At 70.7% G+C, this 16117-nt stretch carries 18 protein-coding genes; 10 read left to right on the forward strand and 8 right to left on the reverse strand.

What is annotated here, in order from left to right:
- Positions 1 to 19 precede the first annotated feature (19 nt).
- The 8 genes from ACFV6H_RS13925 (at position 20) to ACFV6H_RS13960 (ending at position 8679) form a co-directional block, all read left to right on the forward strand.
- Positions 20 to 2194: an alpha-galactosidase gene (locus ACFV6H_RS13925; RefSeq protein WP_385541626.1), complete on the forward strand. Its 2175-nt coding sequence runs from the start codon at positions 20 to 22 to the stop codon at positions 2192 to 2194.
- Positions 2195 to 2341: 147 nt separating this feature from the next.
- The gene (locus ACFV6H_RS13930) at positions 2342 to 3100 is read left to right on the forward strand and encodes an SDR family NAD(P)-dependent oxidoreductase (RefSeq protein ID WP_385541389.1); all 759 of its coding nucleotides are present in this window, start codon (positions 2342 to 2344) and stop codon (positions 3098 to 3100) included.
- A 67-nt stretch (positions 3101 to 3167) separates the two neighbouring features.
- Positions 3168 to 4007: a FadR/GntR family transcriptional regulator gene (locus ACFV6H_RS13935; RefSeq protein ID WP_385541391.1), complete on the forward strand. Its 840-nt coding sequence runs from the start codon at positions 3168 to 3170 to the stop codon at positions 4005 to 4007.
- Positions 4004 to 5149, forward strand: coding sequence for a galactonate dehydratase (gene dgoD / locus ACFV6H_RS13940; protein WP_384979561.1), 1146 nt, complete (start codon positions 4004 to 4006; stop codon positions 5147 to 5149). The genes ACFV6H_RS13935 and dgoD overlap by 4 nt, the downstream gene beginning before the upstream one ends.
- A complete protein-coding gene (locus ACFV6H_RS13945; RefSeq protein ID WP_385541394.1) occupies positions 5143 to 6021 on the forward strand; it encodes a hypothetical protein in 879 nt (292 codons plus the stop codon). Before dgoD ends, ACFV6H_RS13945 begins: the two co-directional genes overlap by 7 nt.
- A gap of 56 nt (positions 6022 to 6077) precedes the next feature.
- Positions 6078 to 6719, forward strand: a complete 642-nt coding sequence (locus tag ACFV6H_RS13950; RefSeq protein ID WP_385541396.1) for a bifunctional 4-hydroxy-2-oxoglutarate aldolase/2-dehydro-3-deoxy-phosphogluconate aldolase — start codon at positions 6078 to 6080, stop codon at positions 6717 to 6719.
- Positions 6716 to 7693 carry an SMP-30/gluconolactonase/LRE family protein gene (locus ACFV6H_RS13955; protein ID WP_385541398.1) on the forward strand — a complete coding sequence of 326 codons (978 nt, stop codon included), beginning with the start codon at positions 6716 to 6718 and terminating at the stop codon, positions 7691 to 7693. The genes ACFV6H_RS13950 and ACFV6H_RS13955 overlap by 4 nt, the downstream gene beginning before the upstream one ends.
- Positions 7690 to 8679 carry a sugar kinase gene (locus ACFV6H_RS13960; protein WP_385541400.1) on the forward strand — a complete coding sequence of 330 codons (990 nt, stop codon included), beginning with the start codon at positions 7690 to 7692 and terminating at the stop codon, positions 8677 to 8679. Before ACFV6H_RS13955 ends, ACFV6H_RS13960 begins: the two co-directional genes overlap by 4 nt.
- On the opposite strand, the gene ACFV6H_RS13965 is transcribed toward ACFV6H_RS13960, so the two are convergent.
- Genes ACFV6H_RS13965 through ACFV6H_RS13980 form a run of 4 tightly spaced genes read right to left on the reverse strand, consistent with a single transcriptional unit; the run spans position 8667 to position 10112 of the window.
- Positions 8667 to 8867 carry a DUF397 domain-containing protein gene (locus ACFV6H_RS13965; RefSeq protein ID WP_385541402.1) on the reverse strand — a complete coding sequence of 67 codons (201 nt, stop codon included), beginning with the start codon at positions 8865 to 8867 and terminating at the stop codon, positions 8667 to 8669. The two genes, ACFV6H_RS13960 and ACFV6H_RS13965, sit on opposite strands and share 13 nt — an antisense overlap.
- A complete protein-coding gene (locus tag ACFV6H_RS13970) occupies positions 8858 to 9058 on the reverse strand; it encodes a DUF397 domain-containing protein (protein WP_385541404.1) in 201 nt (66 codons plus the stop codon). The genes ACFV6H_RS13965 and ACFV6H_RS13970 overlap by 10 nt, the downstream gene beginning before the upstream one ends.
- Positions 9049 to 9252, reverse strand: coding sequence for a DUF397 domain-containing protein (locus ACFV6H_RS13975; RefSeq protein ID WP_385541406.1), 204 nt, complete (start codon positions 9250 to 9252; stop codon positions 9049 to 9051). Before ACFV6H_RS13975 ends, ACFV6H_RS13970 begins: the two co-directional genes overlap by 10 nt.
- Entirely contained in the window at positions 9249 to 10112 is an 864-nt protein-coding gene (locus ACFV6H_RS13980; RefSeq protein ID WP_385541408.1) for a helix-turn-helix domain-containing protein, read from the reverse strand. Before ACFV6H_RS13980 ends, ACFV6H_RS13975 begins: the two co-directional genes overlap by 4 nt.
- Before the next feature lie 161 nt (positions 10113 to 10273).
- Between ACFV6H_RS13980 and ACFV6H_RS13985 the strand changes: the two genes are divergently transcribed.
- On the forward strand, positions 10274 to 10606 hold the full coding sequence (locus ACFV6H_RS13985; RefSeq protein WP_385541410.1) for a hypothetical protein: 333 nt from the start codon (positions 10274 to 10276) through the stop codon (positions 10604 to 10606).
- A gap of 90 nt (positions 10607 to 10696) precedes the next feature.
- Here ACFV6H_RS13985 and ACFV6H_RS13990 read toward each other — a convergent pair whose 3' ends face one another.
- A complete protein-coding gene (locus ACFV6H_RS13990; protein WP_385541412.1) occupies positions 10697 to 11506 on the reverse strand; it encodes a shikimate dehydrogenase family protein in 810 nt (269 codons plus the stop codon).
- A gap of 118 nt (positions 11507 to 11624) precedes the next feature.
- On the opposite strand from ACFV6H_RS13990, the gene ACFV6H_RS13995 reads away from it, so the two are divergent.
- Positions 11625 to 12923: a transcriptional regulator gene (locus tag ACFV6H_RS13995; RefSeq protein ID WP_385541414.1), complete on the forward strand. Its 1299-nt coding sequence runs from the start codon at positions 11625 to 11627 to the stop codon at positions 12921 to 12923.
- 181 nt (positions 12924 to 13104) lie between these two features.
- Here the strand turns inward: ACFV6H_RS13995 and ACFV6H_RS14000 are convergent, their stop codons facing one another.
- From ACFV6H_RS14000 to ACFV6H_RS14010, 3 genes are all read right to left on the reverse strand, one after another.
- On the reverse strand, positions 13105 to 14079 hold the full coding sequence (locus ACFV6H_RS14000) for a heme A synthase (protein ID WP_385541416.1): 975 nt from the start codon (positions 14077 to 14079) through the stop codon (positions 13105 to 13107).
- A 130-nt stretch (positions 14080 to 14209) separates the two neighbouring features.
- A complete protein-coding gene (locus ACFV6H_RS14005) occupies positions 14210 to 15016 on the reverse strand; it encodes an ABC transporter permease (protein ID WP_385541628.1) in 807 nt (268 codons plus the stop codon).
- Positions 15017 to 15048: 32 nt separating this feature from the next.
- Positions 15049 to 16032 carry an ABC transporter ATP-binding protein gene (locus ACFV6H_RS14010; RefSeq protein ID WP_385541418.1) on the reverse strand — a complete coding sequence of 328 codons (984 nt, stop codon included), beginning with the start codon at positions 16030 to 16032 and terminating at the stop codon, positions 15049 to 15051.
- Positions 16033 to 16117 lie beyond the last annotated feature (85 nt).

A 16117-nucleotide genomic window follows, 5' to 3' on the forward strand; every position in this document is an offset into this window, starting at 1 on the left:
CGATCAGAACGCGCACGACCTGAACGCGCACGACTCCGACGCGCGGGACGGCCGGTGGCTGCTGCGCACCGAGAACACCGTCTACGCGGTCGCCCTCGCCGGTGACGGCCGCTGGGCCGAACTGACCGCATGGGGCCCGCACGGCGCCGAGACCGGGCCCTCGGCGCTGGACTGGTCACGCCGTACGCACTTCATCACACCGGCCGATCTGGCGCCCGCCGAGTACATCCCGTACGGGCTGCGGCCGTTCACCGGCGCCGATCTGGTCGCCCAGCGGCCCGGCGAGGAGCGCGGCGTGTGGTGGACCTTCACCGAGGCGACGCACGACGGCGACTCCTCCCTGCGGCTGGTCTTCACCGACGAGAGCCTCGGACTGACGACGGCCCTGTGCTACGAGACCGTTCCCGGCACCGATGTGATCCTCCGCTGGACCGAACTGACCTGCACCGCGGAGACCGCGGAGACCGCGGAGACCGCGGAGACCGCGGAGACCGCGGAGACCGCGGAGACCGGACTGCGGCTGGAGCGCTTCGACTCCGCCGCCGTGAACATTCCCGTCACGGGCGGCGCCCGGCTGACGTATCTCACCGGCCAGTGGTCCCAGGAGTTCCAGCTCACCCAGCTCGAACTGGCCCGTGGCAGCTTCGGGATGTCCTCCAACCAGGCCGTCCCCGGCCATGCCTACGCGCCCTGGCTCGCCGTCCAGGACGCCTCGTACCCGGCCGAAGGCGCCACTCCCACCTACGGCATCGCGCTGGAGTGGTCCGGCAACTGGCACATCACCACCGACGCCGAGCCCGGCGGCGCGGTCCGTGTCCGGGCGGGCCGCGTCCCGCACGAGGGCGCGGTACGGCTCGCTCCCGGTGCCACACTCACCACTCCGCGGCTCGCCTGCGCCTTCAGTCCGGACGGGCTCGACGGACTCACCCGGGTCTGGCACCGCTACGAGCGCCGTCTCACCGGCGACCGGATGCACCGGCCCCGCAAGGTGCTCTACAACTCCTGGGAAGCCACCGGCTTCGACGTCGGCGCCGCGACCCAGCTCGAACTGGCCCGGATCGCCGCCGGGATGGGAGCCGAGCTGTTCGTCGTCGACGACGGCTGGTTCCCCGGGCGGTCCGACGACACCGGCGGGCTCGGCGACTGGTATCCCGATCCGGCGTCCTTCCCGGACGGCTTCGACCACTTCATCGCTCAAGTCCGGCATCTGGGCCTGGACTTCGGACTGTGGGTGGAGCCGGAGGCGATCAGCCCGGCCTCCGAGCTGTACGCGGCGCATCCCGAGTGGGTCTACCGGCTGGAGGGCCGTCCCGCCACGCTCGTACGCAATCAGCTCCTTCTCGACCTCGGCCGCGAAGACGTACAGGACTTTGTCCTCGGCACGCTCGACCGGCTGCTCGACGGCCACGCCATCAGCTATCTCAAGTGGGACATGAACCGCCCGCCCACCGAACGCGGCAGGCCCGGCGGCGGTCCCGTCGAGGAACAGGATCTCGACGCCGCGCATGTCGCAGGCTATCTGCGGGTCCTCGACCATCTCCGTACGCGCCATCCGGAGGTCACCGTCGAAGGATGCGCGGGCGGCGGCGCCCGGATCGAGCACGCCACGCTCGCCCGTACGGATGTGGTGTGGCCCAGCGACAACACCGCGCCGCTCGACCGGCTCTCCATCCAGTACGGCTATCTCCACGCGCACGCACCGCACACCATGAGCTCCTGGGTCACCGACGCGCCCGGTGTCTTCGACCCGCGCCCGCGCTCGCTCGGCTTCCGCTTCGTCACCGCGGCGGCGGGCGTGCTCGGCATCGGCGCCGACATCCGGCACTGGTCCGAGGAGCAGCGCGCCGAGGCGGCGGAGTGGATCGCCCACTACAAGGAGATCCGCGAGGTCGTCCACCACGGCGAGGCGCGGCTGCTGAACTCGCCGACGAACGCCACCTGCGGAGTCCAGTACGAGGAGCCGGGCGGCGGCCGGGTCGTCGTCACGGCGTGGAACACCGGACGCCTGGACGGCGCGCCGCTGGTCCCGGGACGCGCGGCCAGACTGCGGCTGCGCGGGCTCGATCCGGCGGCCCGCTATCGCGACCAGGCGTCGGGCGTCCTGTACAGCGGCGCCCATCTCGTCCATTCCGGTGTGCCGTTCGCCTGGACGGAGCGGTACGACGCGGAGCTGGTGGTCCTCATGCGCGAGTAACCGGACTGGACCGCACAGTCACTACAGTCAGGACGCCCGGGCCCTGTCGAGCACCCGGCACCCGGCACCCGGCATCCGACACTCCGTATCCGACGCCCGGCCGCACCCGGCCAACCGCCCTTACCTTCCAAGGAGTCGACCCGTCCCATGAACGGAACCGCCCGTTTCACCGACCGCGTCGCCGTGGTCACCGGAGCCGCCTCGGGCATCGGCGCCGCCACCGCGCAGCGGCTCGCCGCCGAAGGCGCGGCCGTGATCCTCGCGGACATCGCGAAGGAGCGCGGCGAAGCCGTCGCCGCGGACATCCGCGCGGCCGGCGGCCGTGCCGCGTTCGTCCCCGCGGATGTCTCCGACAAGGGCGACTGGGACCGGATCGTGGCCGCCGCGCACACCTACGGGCCCGTCGGAGTCCTCGTCAGCAACGCCTACACCGTGCGGGTCGCGCCCGCCCATGAGATGTCGCTCGACGCCTGGGAGCGGCAGCTCGCCGTCAATCTCACCGGCGGCTTCCTCGGATTCAAGGCAGTCCTGCCCGATCTGCGTGAGCAGCGCGGCGCGGTGGTCCTCACCTCGTCCGTGCACGCGCACAAGGGCATTCCCGGGCATCCCGCGTACGCCGCCTCCAAGGGCGCGCTGCTCTCGCTCGGCGGACAGCTCGCCGTGGAGTACGGGCCCGAGGTCCGGGTCAACACCGTTCTGCCGGGCCCGATCCTGACCGCCGCCTGGGACCGGGTGCCGGCCGAGGACCGGGAGCGCAGCATCGCCGAGACCGCCGCCCGCCGCTTCGGCAGACCCGAGGAGGTCGCCGCCGCGATCGCCTTCCTGGCGGCCGAGGAAGCCTCGTACATCACCGGATCGAGCCTGCTCGTGGACGGCGGCTGGAGCGTGGTGAAGGCGTCGGCCTGACCGCCGGCCGCCCGACACGCGCCACCGACCGCCGGACAACGACCGACCAGCAGAAAGGCAGAACGACATGACGCCGTACGCGCGCCGCGGAGTGCACGGCCAGACCGTGGAGATTCTTGCGCGCCGGGTGCTCAGCGGGGAGATTCCCGAGGGGGCGACACTTGATCTCGTGGCGTTGCAGCGAGAGTTGGACGTCAGTCTGACCGCCCTGCGCGAATCGCTGAAGGTGCTCGGGGCCAAGGGGATGGTCGACGCGCGCCAGCGAAGAGGCACCTTCGTCAGAGCGCGCGCCGACTGGAATCTGCTGGACGCGGATGTGCTGCGCTGGCAGTTCGCCGACGGCACCAGCTCCGAGGCCGACCTCGGTCTGCTGCGCAATCTCGGCGAGGTGCGCGGGATCGTGGAACCGGCCGCGGTACGGCTCGCCGCCGCGCGCCGTACCGACGCCGATCTCGCGGCGCTGGAGGCGGCGCTGGAGGCGATGGGCGGCACGGCGGAGTACGAAGACGGAGCCGACGGGACCGGTGGGGCAAGCGGCGCCGCCCGTGCGGTCGAGGCCGACCTCGCCTTCCACCGCGCGCTGCTCGCGGCCACCCACAACGAACTGCTGGAACGCATGGAGATGGTCATCGAGTCCGGACTCGCCCATCGCGACCAGATCGTGCACAGCTCACCGCACGGCGAGGATCCCGTACCCAGCCACCGCGCCGTCCTCGACGCCGTACGGGCGCAGGACCAGGACGCGGCGGAGCGCGCCATGCGCGCCCTGCTCGACCAGGCCGTACGCGACCTCGACAAGGTGCACGGCGCGCCGCGCGACAGCACGGAGAACCACGGCGCGCCAGGCGGCGGCACTGAGGAGACGCCAGGCGGCGGCACCGAGGAGAAGGGCCCCGAGGCCAAGTGAAGATCGTTCGCGTGGAGACGTTCCTCGTCCCGCCTCGCTGGCTGTTCTGCCGCGTCGAGACCGACGAGGGCGTGGTCGGCTGGGGTGAACCGGTGGTCGAGGGCCGGGCCGAGGTCGTACGGGCCGCGGTCGACGTACTCGCCGAGTATCTGATCGGCCAGGATCCGCTCAGGATCGAGGACCACTGGCAGATCCTCAGCAAGAGCGGCTTCTACCGCGGCGGTCCGGTGCTCTCCAGCGCCGTCGCGGGCATCGACCAGGCGCTGTGGGACATCGCGGGCAAGACGTACGGAGCGCCCGTGCACGCCCTGCTCGGTGGCCCGGTGAGGGACACCGTACGCGTCTACGCATGGGTCGGCGGCGATGAACCGGCGCGGCTGGTCGAGGAGATAACCGAGCAGGTCGAGGCGGGCTTCACCGCCGTCAAGATGAACGCGGCGGGCCGTACGTCGCCGATCACCACCCTCGCGGAGACCAACGCGGTGGTGGAGCGGGTGGCCGCGGCTCGCGAGGTCCTCGGCCCGGACCGCGATGTCGCCGTGGACTTCCACGGGCGCTTCGGCCCGGCCGGTGTCCGCCGCGTCCTCCAGGAGATAGGCCCGCTGCATCCGCTCTTCGCCGAGGAGCCGCTGCTGCCCGAGCACGGGCATCTGCTGCCCGGACTGGTGGCGGCGAGCCCGGTGCCCATAGCCACCGGTGAACGGCTCTACGGACGGGCCGAGTTCCTGCCCGCGCTGGGGGCGGGCATCGCGGTGGCGCAGCCGGACCTCTCGCACGCGGGAGGCATCTCGGAGGTGCACCGGATCGCGTCGCTGGCGGACACGTACGGCGCGCAACTGGCGCCGCACTGCCCGCTCGGGCCCATCGCGCTCGCCGCCAGCCTCCAGATCGCCTTCTGCACACCGAACTTCCTCATCCAGGAGCAGAGCAGGGGCATCCATTACAACAAGGACGCGGATCTGCTGTCGTACGTCGTGGACACCGAACCGTTCCGGTTCGAGGCCGGGCAGGCGCACCGCACCGGGCTGCCGGGCCTCGGTATCACGGTGGACGAGGAGGCGGTACGGGCCGCCGACCGCCGGGGACACGCGTGGCGCAATCCGGTGTGGCGGCACGCGGACGGGTCGTTCGCGGAATGGTGAGCACCGGGGCCGGGCCTTTTGTTGTCACGGATCCGGCGCACGGCGGGCGTTGGACGTCGCTGAGTGGCGGAGGCGGCGGGAGCAGTGAGGGCGGCGGAGGAGGCGGTGAGGGCGGCGAGGGCGGCGGTCGGGAGTGGCTGTGGTTCCGGGACGAGCCGCGCCGGACGGGCGTCCGTCCCGGGGACGCGTTCGCCGACGCCGGCGGTCTGGAGGAGTGTGTTCCGACGATCCGGGGGACACCGGATCACGGCGACGCGTGGTCACGGGTGTGGAGGCGGACCGGCGACGGCGCGTCGGTCGGAGCGTCGGAGGCGGCGGCCGAGGAGGTGGACTGTCCGGACTTCCGGCTGGTCCGGCGGATCACCACGGACGCCGCGCGTACGGTCGTGGACTACCGGCTGTCCGCCGCGCCCGGCTACCGGTTCCTCTGGGCCGTCCACGCGCTGCTCGAACTCTCCGGGCAGGCGCGGGCGCTGATGGCCGAGGGCGCGGCCGTACGGCTGTATCCCGACGGCGGCGCGCGCTGGCTCCCGGGCCACTGGCCCACGGTGGCGGGCGTGCCGCTCGACCGGCTCGGCCCGGCCGACGGTACGGCCATGGGCGCCGTGGTCGACACGGACCAGGTGTCCGTACGGGACGGTGCCGACGAGCTGTGTCTGTCGGTCGAGGCCGAGGGACAGCCGGTCTCCGTCGCACTCTGGCGGAACCTCGGAGGCTTCCCGGAGGACGCGCCGTACCGCTCCATCGGTGTCGAGCCGATGCTCGGCCGGGTCTTCGACCTGGCCCACGCGGAGGAGACGGACGCGGCGTGCGTACCTGCGTCCGGCGAGGTCCGCTGGCGGCTCACGCTGTCGGTACGGCGGCACTCCTGACGTGACAGCACTTCTGAGGCGGCATCACCCATGAACAGGAACAAGGAGAAGAACCTGTGGATCTGCTGAGCGCGCTGCGCGCCCACCGGCTGGTCGCCATCGTGCGCGGAGACGATCCGGACGCGGCGCTGAGGACCGTACTGACACTCGCCGAGGAGGGTGTCGCCCTGATCGAGGTGTCGCTCTCCGGCCGGAACGCGCTGGATGTCATCGCACGGGCCCGGACCGCTCTGGGCCCGGACGCGCCGCTCGGCGCGGGCACGGTCCTCGGTCCCGACGACGCGCGTGCCGCACACGACGCAGGCGCTGACTTCATCGTCACACCGGCGGTCAGCGACGGCATCACGGTGGCCCGGGAGCTGGGCATGCCGGTTCTCGCCGGAGTGATGACACCGACCGAGATCCTGAGCGCGCTGCGGCTCGGTGCCGAGGCGCTCAAGATCTTCCCGGCCGGGCAGACCGGAGGCCCGGCGTATCTGCGGGCGCTGCGCGGGCCGTTCCCCGACCTGCCGTTCGTCCCGGTCGGCGGAGTGGACGCGGCTGCCGCGCGCGAGTATCTGGCGCTGGGAGCGGTGGCGGTGGGCGTCGGCTCGCCGCTGATCGGGGACGCGGCGGACGGCGGTGACATCGACGGACTGCGGGCGCGGGCAAGGGAGTTCCTCGCCGTGGTCCGCGAGCGGGCGGAGCAGAAGCGATGAACGGCATCGGTGCAAACGGCAGCAGGGCGGACGACATCGGGGCAGACGGCACCGGGGCAGACGGCAGCAGGGCCGAGGTCCACTGGCCGGACCGGCTCGAACTGGGCGAGGGCATCCGTTGGATCGACGGCCGGATCGTCCTGGTCGACATCCTCGCGGGCCGGCTGCTCGCCGCGCCGCCCGCCGACCGAGCCGGACAGGGCCTGGCCGAGCTGGCCCGGCTGCCCATGGCCCTCGGCGCGGTGGCTCCGGTCGAGGGCCGGCCCGGGACCTGGATCGCGGCGGCGGGCCCGGGGATCTGTCTGCTCGACACAGAGGGAGACGGTCCCGACGGAGACGCGGCTGACGGCGTGCGGTGGCTGGCGCGTCCGGAGGGCGGTACGTCCGTACGGATGCGGATGAACGACGCGACCGCCGATCCGCACGGCCGCTTCTGGGCGGGCAGCATGGCGTACGACGGCGTCGAGGGCGCCGGATCCCTCTACCGCGTCGACCGCGACGGAACGGTGGTCCGGGCGCTGAGCGGCATCACCGTACCGAACGGTCCCGCGTTCTCCGGCGACGGACGGACCATGTTCCTCGCGGACAGCGCGCGTGGGCTGATCAGGCGGTATCCGGTCGATCCGGTGACGGGCGAGCTGGGTGATCCTTCGGTGTTCACGGCGCTGGACGCGGGCGGTCCGGACGGCATGGCTGTCGACGCGGAGGGCGGTCTGTGGACCGCCGTCTGGGGCGAGGGTGTGGTGCACCGTTACCGGCCGGACGGCGCCCTCGACCAGGTCGTGCCGGTGCCCGCGTCGCAGCCTGCCGGAGTCTGTCTGGGCGGAGAGGACGGCCGCACGCTGTTCGTCACGAGCGCCCGTACGGGTCTGTCCCGGCCGGGACCGCTCGACGGCGCGGTTTTCGCCGTACGGGTCGAGGTACCGGGTCTGCCGACGGCGTCCTACCGCCCGGAGACGAGAGCCGCGTCATGACCTCCGCACACAACGGCCGACGGCTCATCGGTGCCGGGCCCGTCGTCTGTGTCGGAGAGACGATGGCGGCGCTGGCGCCCGAGCCGGTCGCGCCGCTCGACGACGCCGAACTGCTCCGGCTGGACATCGCGGGCGCCGAGTCGAATGTGGCGATGTATCTGGCCGACCACGGCGTACCGGTGCGCTGGATCTCCGCGCTCGGCGACGATTCGTTCGGCGCACGGATCCGCCGGCGGGTGGCGTCCTTCGGCGTGGATGTCACCGGCGTACGGACGGATCCCACGCGGCCCACCGGTCTGCTGATCAAGAATCCCGGCGCCGACGGCACCCGTGTCCTCTATTACCGGCGCGGCTCCGCCGCCTCCGCGCTCGGCCCGGACGTACTGCGGTCGACGGCCGTACGGGAGGCGGGACTTGTCCATCTCACCGGTATCACTCCCGCCCTCTCGGCAAGCTGTCTGGCCCTGGTGGAGGAGGCGCTCGCGCCCGACCGGCCCTACCCGGTCAGCTTCGATGTGAACCACCGCGCCGCACTCTGGCCCGGCCGCCCGGCACCGGAGATCCTGCGTACGCTCGCCGACCGCGCGGATCTCGTCTTCGTAGGCCTGGACGAGGCCCAGGCACTATGGGGCCCGACGATGACGGACGCGGCGGCGGTACGTGCCCTGCTGCCCGGCCCGTACACCTTGGTCATCAAGGACGGCGCCCGTGAGGCCACGGCCTACCTCGGCCCGGTGCCCTACTCCGTCCCGGCCCCACGCGTCGAAGTGATCGAACCGGTCGGCGCAGGCGACGCGTTCGCAGCGGGCTTCCTGGCAGGACTACGGACCAACGGCGATCCCGTACACGCCCTGCGCCTGGGCCACCTCACGGCCGCATCAGCGCTACGCGTCACCGCAGACCACGGCCCACTGCCACCAGGGGCCCGGCTGAGGGAACTGCTGACGGCGGACGAGGAGACCTGGGCAACCTATCAACCCACGTGACCGGCCCGAATACCAACGATGAACGTCTGGACCCCAGCACGGCTGACAACGAGCGGAGACTGTTCGGGACGCTTGGAATCACGTATCGCGATGTAGCCGTCGAGCACGGCGACTTCGACGCAGTTGTTGGCGCCACCGCTGTAGGAGCTTTTGCGCCACCGGGCCTGGGAGAGGTCGATTACTCCCATGGGCCCGCCTGGATACCGTTGATGAACGCCTGCGCGTCGGCACGGCTGACAACAAGTGGGGCCCGTTCGGGACACTTGGAATCACGAATGGCCACCTGGCCGTCGACTACGGCGACCTCAACGCAGTTGTTGTCCCCACCGCTGTAGGAGCTCTTGTGCCACTGGGCCTGGTTAAGGTCGATCATTCCCATGGGCCCGTCTGGATACCGACGATGAACGCCCGCGCGTCAGCACGGCTGACAACCAGCGGGGGCCGCCCAGGGCGCTTGGAGTCACGAATGGCCACCTGCTCGCGGAACACGGCGACTTCAACACAGTCGTTGTCTCCGCCGCTGTACGAACTCTTGCGCCACCGGGCCTGGGTAAGGTCGAGTTCGCGGTTCACTGAGGCAACTCCCTGATGATCTGTTCGATTCGGGCCCGGGTATCGGGCGGGCTGAGCGCCAGAGCGCGCAGATGGTCGAAGACGTCCGCGTATCCGTCCACGTCCCCCTGCCCCTCAAGGTAAACGGAGTTCTTGCGAAGCTCCAGCCACACCAGGTCCGGATTCGGTTCCGGGAAGCTCATGAGCACGAACGGGCCGTAGAAGCCAGGATGCGCTCCGCAGGCCAGTGGCAGCAACTGAACCGTCACATGAGGCAGTTCATGGAGGTCAACCAGTTTCTGGAGCTGGTCCCGCATGATTGCCGGGGAACCGATCTGGCGGCTCAGAGCGGATTCATCGATGATCGCCCAGAACCTTACGGGGCTGTCCCCTCCGAGGCGCTCCGCCTGTCGCTTCATACGTACGTCGACCAGTGGCTTGACCTGTCGCGAGGTAAGGTCCAGCCTCATGCCTCCAATGACCGCCGCCGCGTACTCCTCCGTCTGGAGCAGGCCGGGCACCAACATTGGCTGGTAACTGCGCATGGACACCGCGCTGGCTTCCAGAGCCAGGTAGCCGTCATATCGCGTCGGGCTGAGGACAGTTGAGTACTTCCGCCACCACGGCTTGCTCTGCGCTCGGTCGGCCCGTACGAGATCGAGGATGTCCTCGCGCAGGGCCGGGTCCTGGACGCCGTAGCAGTCGAGCATGGAGTTCACCATGACCGGCGTGGTCCCGCGATCACCGTTCTCCAGGCGGCTGAGCGTCCCCTGATGCACTTCGATCCGCGCCGCCACCTCGGCAAGAGTGAGCCCTGCTTCCTCCCTCAACTCACCCAGTCGCTTTGCAAGTTGACGTCGATAGACCGACTGCGGGGCCATGCCCCTCTTCCATGCCATGCCGGACATTCTGTCGCCTCCAGCATCGGCTCCACAACTCGTTCGGGTCTAAATTCCAGGAATGTTGCCCGGAATGAATCCTTGTCAGGCATCCTACTCACAGGCCCAACGCCGTGGCCCGTTCCAACGACACGGAGGCAGCAATGGACAACCTCACCCGCTGGACCAGCGGTACCCCCGCTCTCGACCTGCTCGTCCCGGATCCCACCGGCCTGCCTCCGCTGTGTGACCGGGAAGAGTTCTCCGTTCTCCTCAAGGAGTTGGTCACCGACACCGCTCCGAGGCTGTTCGCCGTCGCCCAGGAGTACGGCGACCGAGTCGACGGACGAGTCGCCGCCTGGGGCATGGCGTTCGAGGACCACGCCGAAGTGATCAGCGTCGAGGGCCACCGCCGGCACCGCGTCCCGTCTCCCGAACGCGCCCTGCGCACCTACCGGTTCGGGACGCGGATCGTGCCGCACCTGGTGTGGCTGTAAGGTCCCTTCTCCGGGTGTCTTTCGGACCTTGCCGGGCTGGGTCCAAGAGGCATTCCTGGACCCAAGCCGACAGCCCTGTTGTTGTGCCGCTCAACCCACCTCGGCGGTAGCGGCAAGCAGCATCTCCCCATAGGGGACCGTGCTGTTTCCGGTTTGGAGAACGACCTGCCGGACGGCTTGGTGCACCAGCATCGGCAGCCCTCCCAGCACACTCCATCCAGTGTTCCGAGCGGCCCGGGCGAGAGCGGTGGGCCAGGGACGGTAGGTGACGTCCATGAGCGTGCCGGTTCCATGCGGCCAGCCGAGCGCGAGGTCATCAGCAGCGTGGGGCGGTACTGCGGATACGACAAGATTGGCGGACAGGTGGCGGGTCGCTGCCGTCCACGGCCTGATGCGCAGCCCGATACCGATCCGGTTGGCCGCTGCCGCAAGGTGTGATTTGGCCCGACCGGTGTCCCGGACGACGGCAACAGCTTGGTCGCAATCCAGCTCACGGGCCGCAGCCAGAGCCGTGCGGGCGGTTGCTCCCGCGCCGAGCACGGTGAAAGTGGACGGCACGGTCACTCCCGCCTCACGAAGCGCTTGGACCATTCCGTACAAATCGGTGTTCTCTCCGGCCAGCCGACCGCCCCTCACAACAATGGTGTTCGCCGCGCCCGTCCGTACGACGGCGTCCGACACCTCGTCGAGGAGGGGAACCGCGGCGGTTTTCAGCGGCATTGTCAGCGAGAAACCGGCCCAACTCCCGTCCAGAGAGGCAAGGAAAGGCGCCAGTTCCTCGGGGCGGCATTCAATCGCGTGGTACGTCCAGGGCAGGTTCATCGCCGCGTAGGCCGCCCGATGCAGCACGGGCGACAGCGCCCCGCTGACAGGCGAGCCGAGAACGGCGAGTCGCCTCACAGCCGGTTCGCTCCGTGAAGGATGGCGGCCACGCCCTCGTCGCTTGGTTCGTAGGCGATGCCCCGCAGCACAGCGACCGGGACACCGCGACCACGCTGTCCAAGGATCAGGCCTGCTGATGCGGCGATCAGGTCCGTCATCGGGCCTCGCCCAGTCCGACGTCAGCGAGATCGAACGCGGCCTTCGCCTGGTCCAGAGCGTCGAGGTCCTGATCCGCATCGCCACCGGTCTGAACATCCCGCTCGCCCTGTTGGGCCTCACCGATGCTCGTAGCACAGCCGACGCCGACGCTCCCAAGATGCGGCGCAGCGCCGCCGTTGCTGTCCGCACGGCCGCTAGGGTGGCCGGAGCCGAGCAGGAGGACGATGTGCGACGCCGTGAATTCATGGCCGGGGCGCTGGGCCTCGGCGCCGGAATGATCGCTGGTACCGGCTCCGAGACCGCAGGTGCCCAGGCCGCCGCAGGGAACCCGGCCGCCGCTATGGAGCTGGCCCTTTTCGAACCGACGACCGTGCCGGCGACGCAGCGCCCGGCGGATCTGAGTGACGCGCTCTCCGCGGCCCGTTCGGCCTTCGCGGACGCTCGCTACGCCGATCTCGGCGGCGCATTGCCGTCCCTCATCGCCATGGCCGAAGCGACCAGGGACGGTGCCGACGGACACAGGCGCGAGCGCGCCCAGGCTGTAGTCGCGCGCTCCTACGTACTGGCCACCGAACTCGCCGTCAAACAGCACTCGGAAGTCGCCTGGGCCACCGCTGACCGGGCGCTCACAGCGGCCCGTGCCAGTGGCGACCCACAGTCCATCAGCGAAGCCGCCCGGGTCCTGGCCATCACCATGCGCCGAGCCGGCCGCAGCCGAGCCGCCGTCGACCTCCTCGCCCGGACCGCCAGTTCCCTGGAAACCGAGAAGGGCACGCCGACAGTCGAGACCCTCGCCGCCAAGGCGTGCTTGCTCATGACGGCGGCCTACACCGCCGCGTCCGGGGGACGGCGCAGCACAGCGCTGGACTTACTTCAGGAAGCGGAAGAGACCTCCGGCCGTATCCCGGCAGGTGGCGAGCCGTCCGGTCTCTTCACGATCTCAGCGAGTCCCACCGAGTGCGCCGTGTACCGGATCAGCACCTATAACGCACTCGGAACCCCTGACGACGCCGTGCCCTTCGCCCGACGTGTCATTCCCGCGCAACTGGCGTCCACCCAACGCGTCGCGCGCTACCTGACCGACACCGCCCGCATGTGGCACCAGATCGGCGACGGCCCTCGTACGTACAGTGCGCTCAGGGCCATCGAACGCAGGGCACCCGAGGAAGTCCGCCGCCCAGCACTTCGTGCGCTCACGAATGATCTTCTCTACACGCCCCAAAGCCTTCCGGGGCTGAGGGAGTTCGCAGTACGAACCGGCGCGGTGCCGGCCTGACAGATCCGAAACGCACAGGCAGGGTAGGCAAGGGCCCCGCTGCTCAACGGAGTTCGGGCTGTGGCGAGCGTGACATGAGGTCCACTTCACACCCGGCGTCGGCGGGGACTATGGAGAAGGCCGTCCTCAGGACCCGGCCCCGTGGACGGCCACACGAGTCGGCATCGACCGGCCCTGCCTTTCAGCCCGCGACCGTGGAGAGCGCCGGATCCGGCTGCGCCGGGATCTCCGCCGTTGTGTGCGGGCGTTCGCGCAGGCTCATCGCCAGCCTCAGTACGGCGATCCAGACCAGGCAGGAGCCGAGCATATGGGCGCCGACCAGGACTTCCGGGGTGTCGGTGAAGAACTGCACATACCCGATGGCGCCCTGGGCGAGCAGGACCAGCAGCAGTTCGCGGGCGCGCGCCCGGGTGTCGGCGGGCGCGTCCACGACCCGGAGCACCAGCCACATCGCCACGGCCAGCGCGCAGACGAGCCAGGCGAACACCGCGTGCACATGCGCGGCGTCGACCCAGTCGAAGGGCATGCGCGGCACATCGCTGCTGTCGCCCGCGTGCCGGCCCGAGCCGGTCACCGTCGTACCCGCCGCGATCAGGACCACCGCCGCGCCGGTCAGGGCCCAGGACAGCTTGCGTACGGGACGTGGGACACGCGGCCGGACCGTGCCGTCGCCCTCGCGGGTACGCAGCCAGGTGAGGGTGGTGACGGTGAGCAGGCCGGTGGCGAGCAGGAAGTGGCCCGCCACGGTCCAGGGGTTGAGGCCCATCCATACCGTGACGCCGCCGAGCACGGCGTTGCCCATGACGATCCAGAACTGGGACCAGGCGAGCCGCGTCAGTCCGCGCCGCCGGGGCTTCGCCGAGCGCACCGCGACGATCGCCCAGCCGACCGCCGCGCACAGGACGTATGTCAGCATCCGGTTGCCGAACTCGATCGCACCGTGGATGCCCTGCTCGGGCGTGGCGAACAGACTGTCGTCCGTGCACTTGGGCCAGGTGTCGCAGCCGAGGCCGGAGCCGGTCAGCCGGACCGCGCCGCCGGTGACGACGATCACCACGCTCATCACGACGGCGGTGAGCGCGGCGCGCCGGACCGTCCGGGGTGAGGGTGTCCAGCGCTGGGCGATATGGGCGAGGGGGGTCAGCACGGAAACCATCGTAGGCGGGAGCTTGTGCAGGTTTTCACGAGGGGTCCGCACGCCGTCCGCACGCCGGTTTCCCGGTGCTCTCCGGGGCTGCGTACGCCGTGTCCCTACCGTGCAGGAGGGCGTACGAGGCCCGTACGGCTCACTCCCAGCGGAAGAAGACCGCCGCCGCGCCCAGGCCGAGCGCCGCCCAGCCGGCCAGCACACCGAGATCACCCCAGGGCATCGCCGCGCCCTGCTGGAGGACGTCCCGCAGCCCGTCGGAGAGCGCCGAGATCGGCAGCAGCCCGAGCACCGACCGGGCCGCGTCCGGGAACTTGTCCAGCGGCACGATCACTCCGCCGCCCACCAGGAGCAGCAGGAAGACCAGATTGGCCGCGGCCAGCGTCGCCTCCGCCCGGAGCGTGCCCGCCATCAGCAGACCGAGCCCGGAGAAGGCCGCCGTACCGAGCACGAGCAGCAGCACGACGGCGAGCGGGTTGCCGTGCGGGGACCAGCCGAGCGCGAGGGCTATCAGCGTCAGCAGCGCGATCTGGAGCACCTCGGTGACCAGCACGGAGAGAGTCTTGGCGGTCATCAGGGCCCATCTGGGCAGCGGTGACACGGCGAGCCGCTTGAGCACGCCGTACCGCCGCTCGAAGCCCGTGGCGATGGCCTGTCCGGTGAACGCCGTGGACATCACGGCCAGAGCGAGCACACCGGGTGCGAGGAAGTCCACCGCCTCGTCCGCGCCGGTGTCCACGATGTCGACCGTCGAGAACAGCACCAGCAGCAGCGAAGGGATGATCACGGTCAGCAGGAGCTGCTCACCGTTGCGCAGCAGCAGTTTCGTCTCGAACGCCGTCTGCGCGGCGATCATGCGGAGCACGGGAGCGGCGCCGGGCGCCGGAGCGTACGTACCGGCGCCCGCGACGCCACCGGCCGTCACCCCGCTCGCCGCGCCGCTCATGGAGGCGCTCGCGCCGCTCGTCGTATCGGCGGTCATGAACGCAGCTCCTTGCCGGTCAGTTCGAGGAAGACGTCCTCCAGCGTGTGCCGCTCGACGGCGATCCCGTCCGGCATCACACCGTGCTGCGCGCACCAGGAAGCCACCGTGGCGAGAAGCTGCGGATCGACGGAGCCGCTGATCCGGTACGCGCCCGAGGTCAGCTCGGCGGCGGCGGTGCCGTCGGGCAGCGCCTTCAGCAGGGAGCCGAGGTCCAGTCCCGGGCGTCCGGTGAAGCGCAGCGTGTTCTCGGCGCCGCCTCGGCACAGCTCCTCCGGGCTGCCCTGGGCGATCACCCGGCCCGCGTCGATGATCACGACATGGTCGGCCAGTTCCTCGGCCTCGTCCATGAAGTGCGTGGTCAGTACGGCGGTGACGCCGTCGGCGCGCAGTTCGCGGACGAGCTCCCAGGTGGAGCGGCGGGCCTGCGGATCGAGCCCAGCGGTCGGCTCGTCCAGGAAGACCAGCTCCGGGCGCCCGACGACGGCCAGAGCCAGTGCGAGCCGCTGCTGCTGGCCGCCGGAGAGCCGGCGGTAGGGAGTACGGCCGCAGTCGCCGAGGCCGAGGCGTTCGATCAGCGTGTCCACATCGAGCGGACGTGCGTGCAGCCGGGCCATATGGCGGAGCATCTCGTCGGCGCGCGCGCCGGAGTACACGCCGCCGGACTGGAGCATCACACCGATGCGCGGGCGGAGCCGGGCCGCCTCGGTGACGGGATCGAGACCGAGGACGCGTACGGTTCCGGCGTCGGCCCGGCGGTAGCCCTCGCAGATCTCGACGGTGGTGGTCTTGCCCGCGCCGTTGGGACCGAGCACGGCGGTGACCGTACCGGCGCGCACCACCAGATCGAGACCGTCCACCGCGGTCTTGGCGCCGTACCGCTTGACCAGGCCATGGACCTCGACCACGGGCTCTCCGGGGGCCGGGCCCGCGGCGGGACCGCGGTCGGACAGGGAGCCACCCGGGAAGCTGCTGTGCATGGCGGGAAGTGTATGCAGTGTCGGCCGAGGCCCGGCCCGCGGGGCCGAAAGGGGCCCTCAGGGGGCCGGAAACCCTTGTCCCGTA

The organism is Streptomyces sp. NPDC059743, from assembly GCF_042732975.1.
GTDB lineage: Bacteria > Actinomycetota > Actinomycetes > Streptomycetales > Streptomycetaceae > Streptomyces.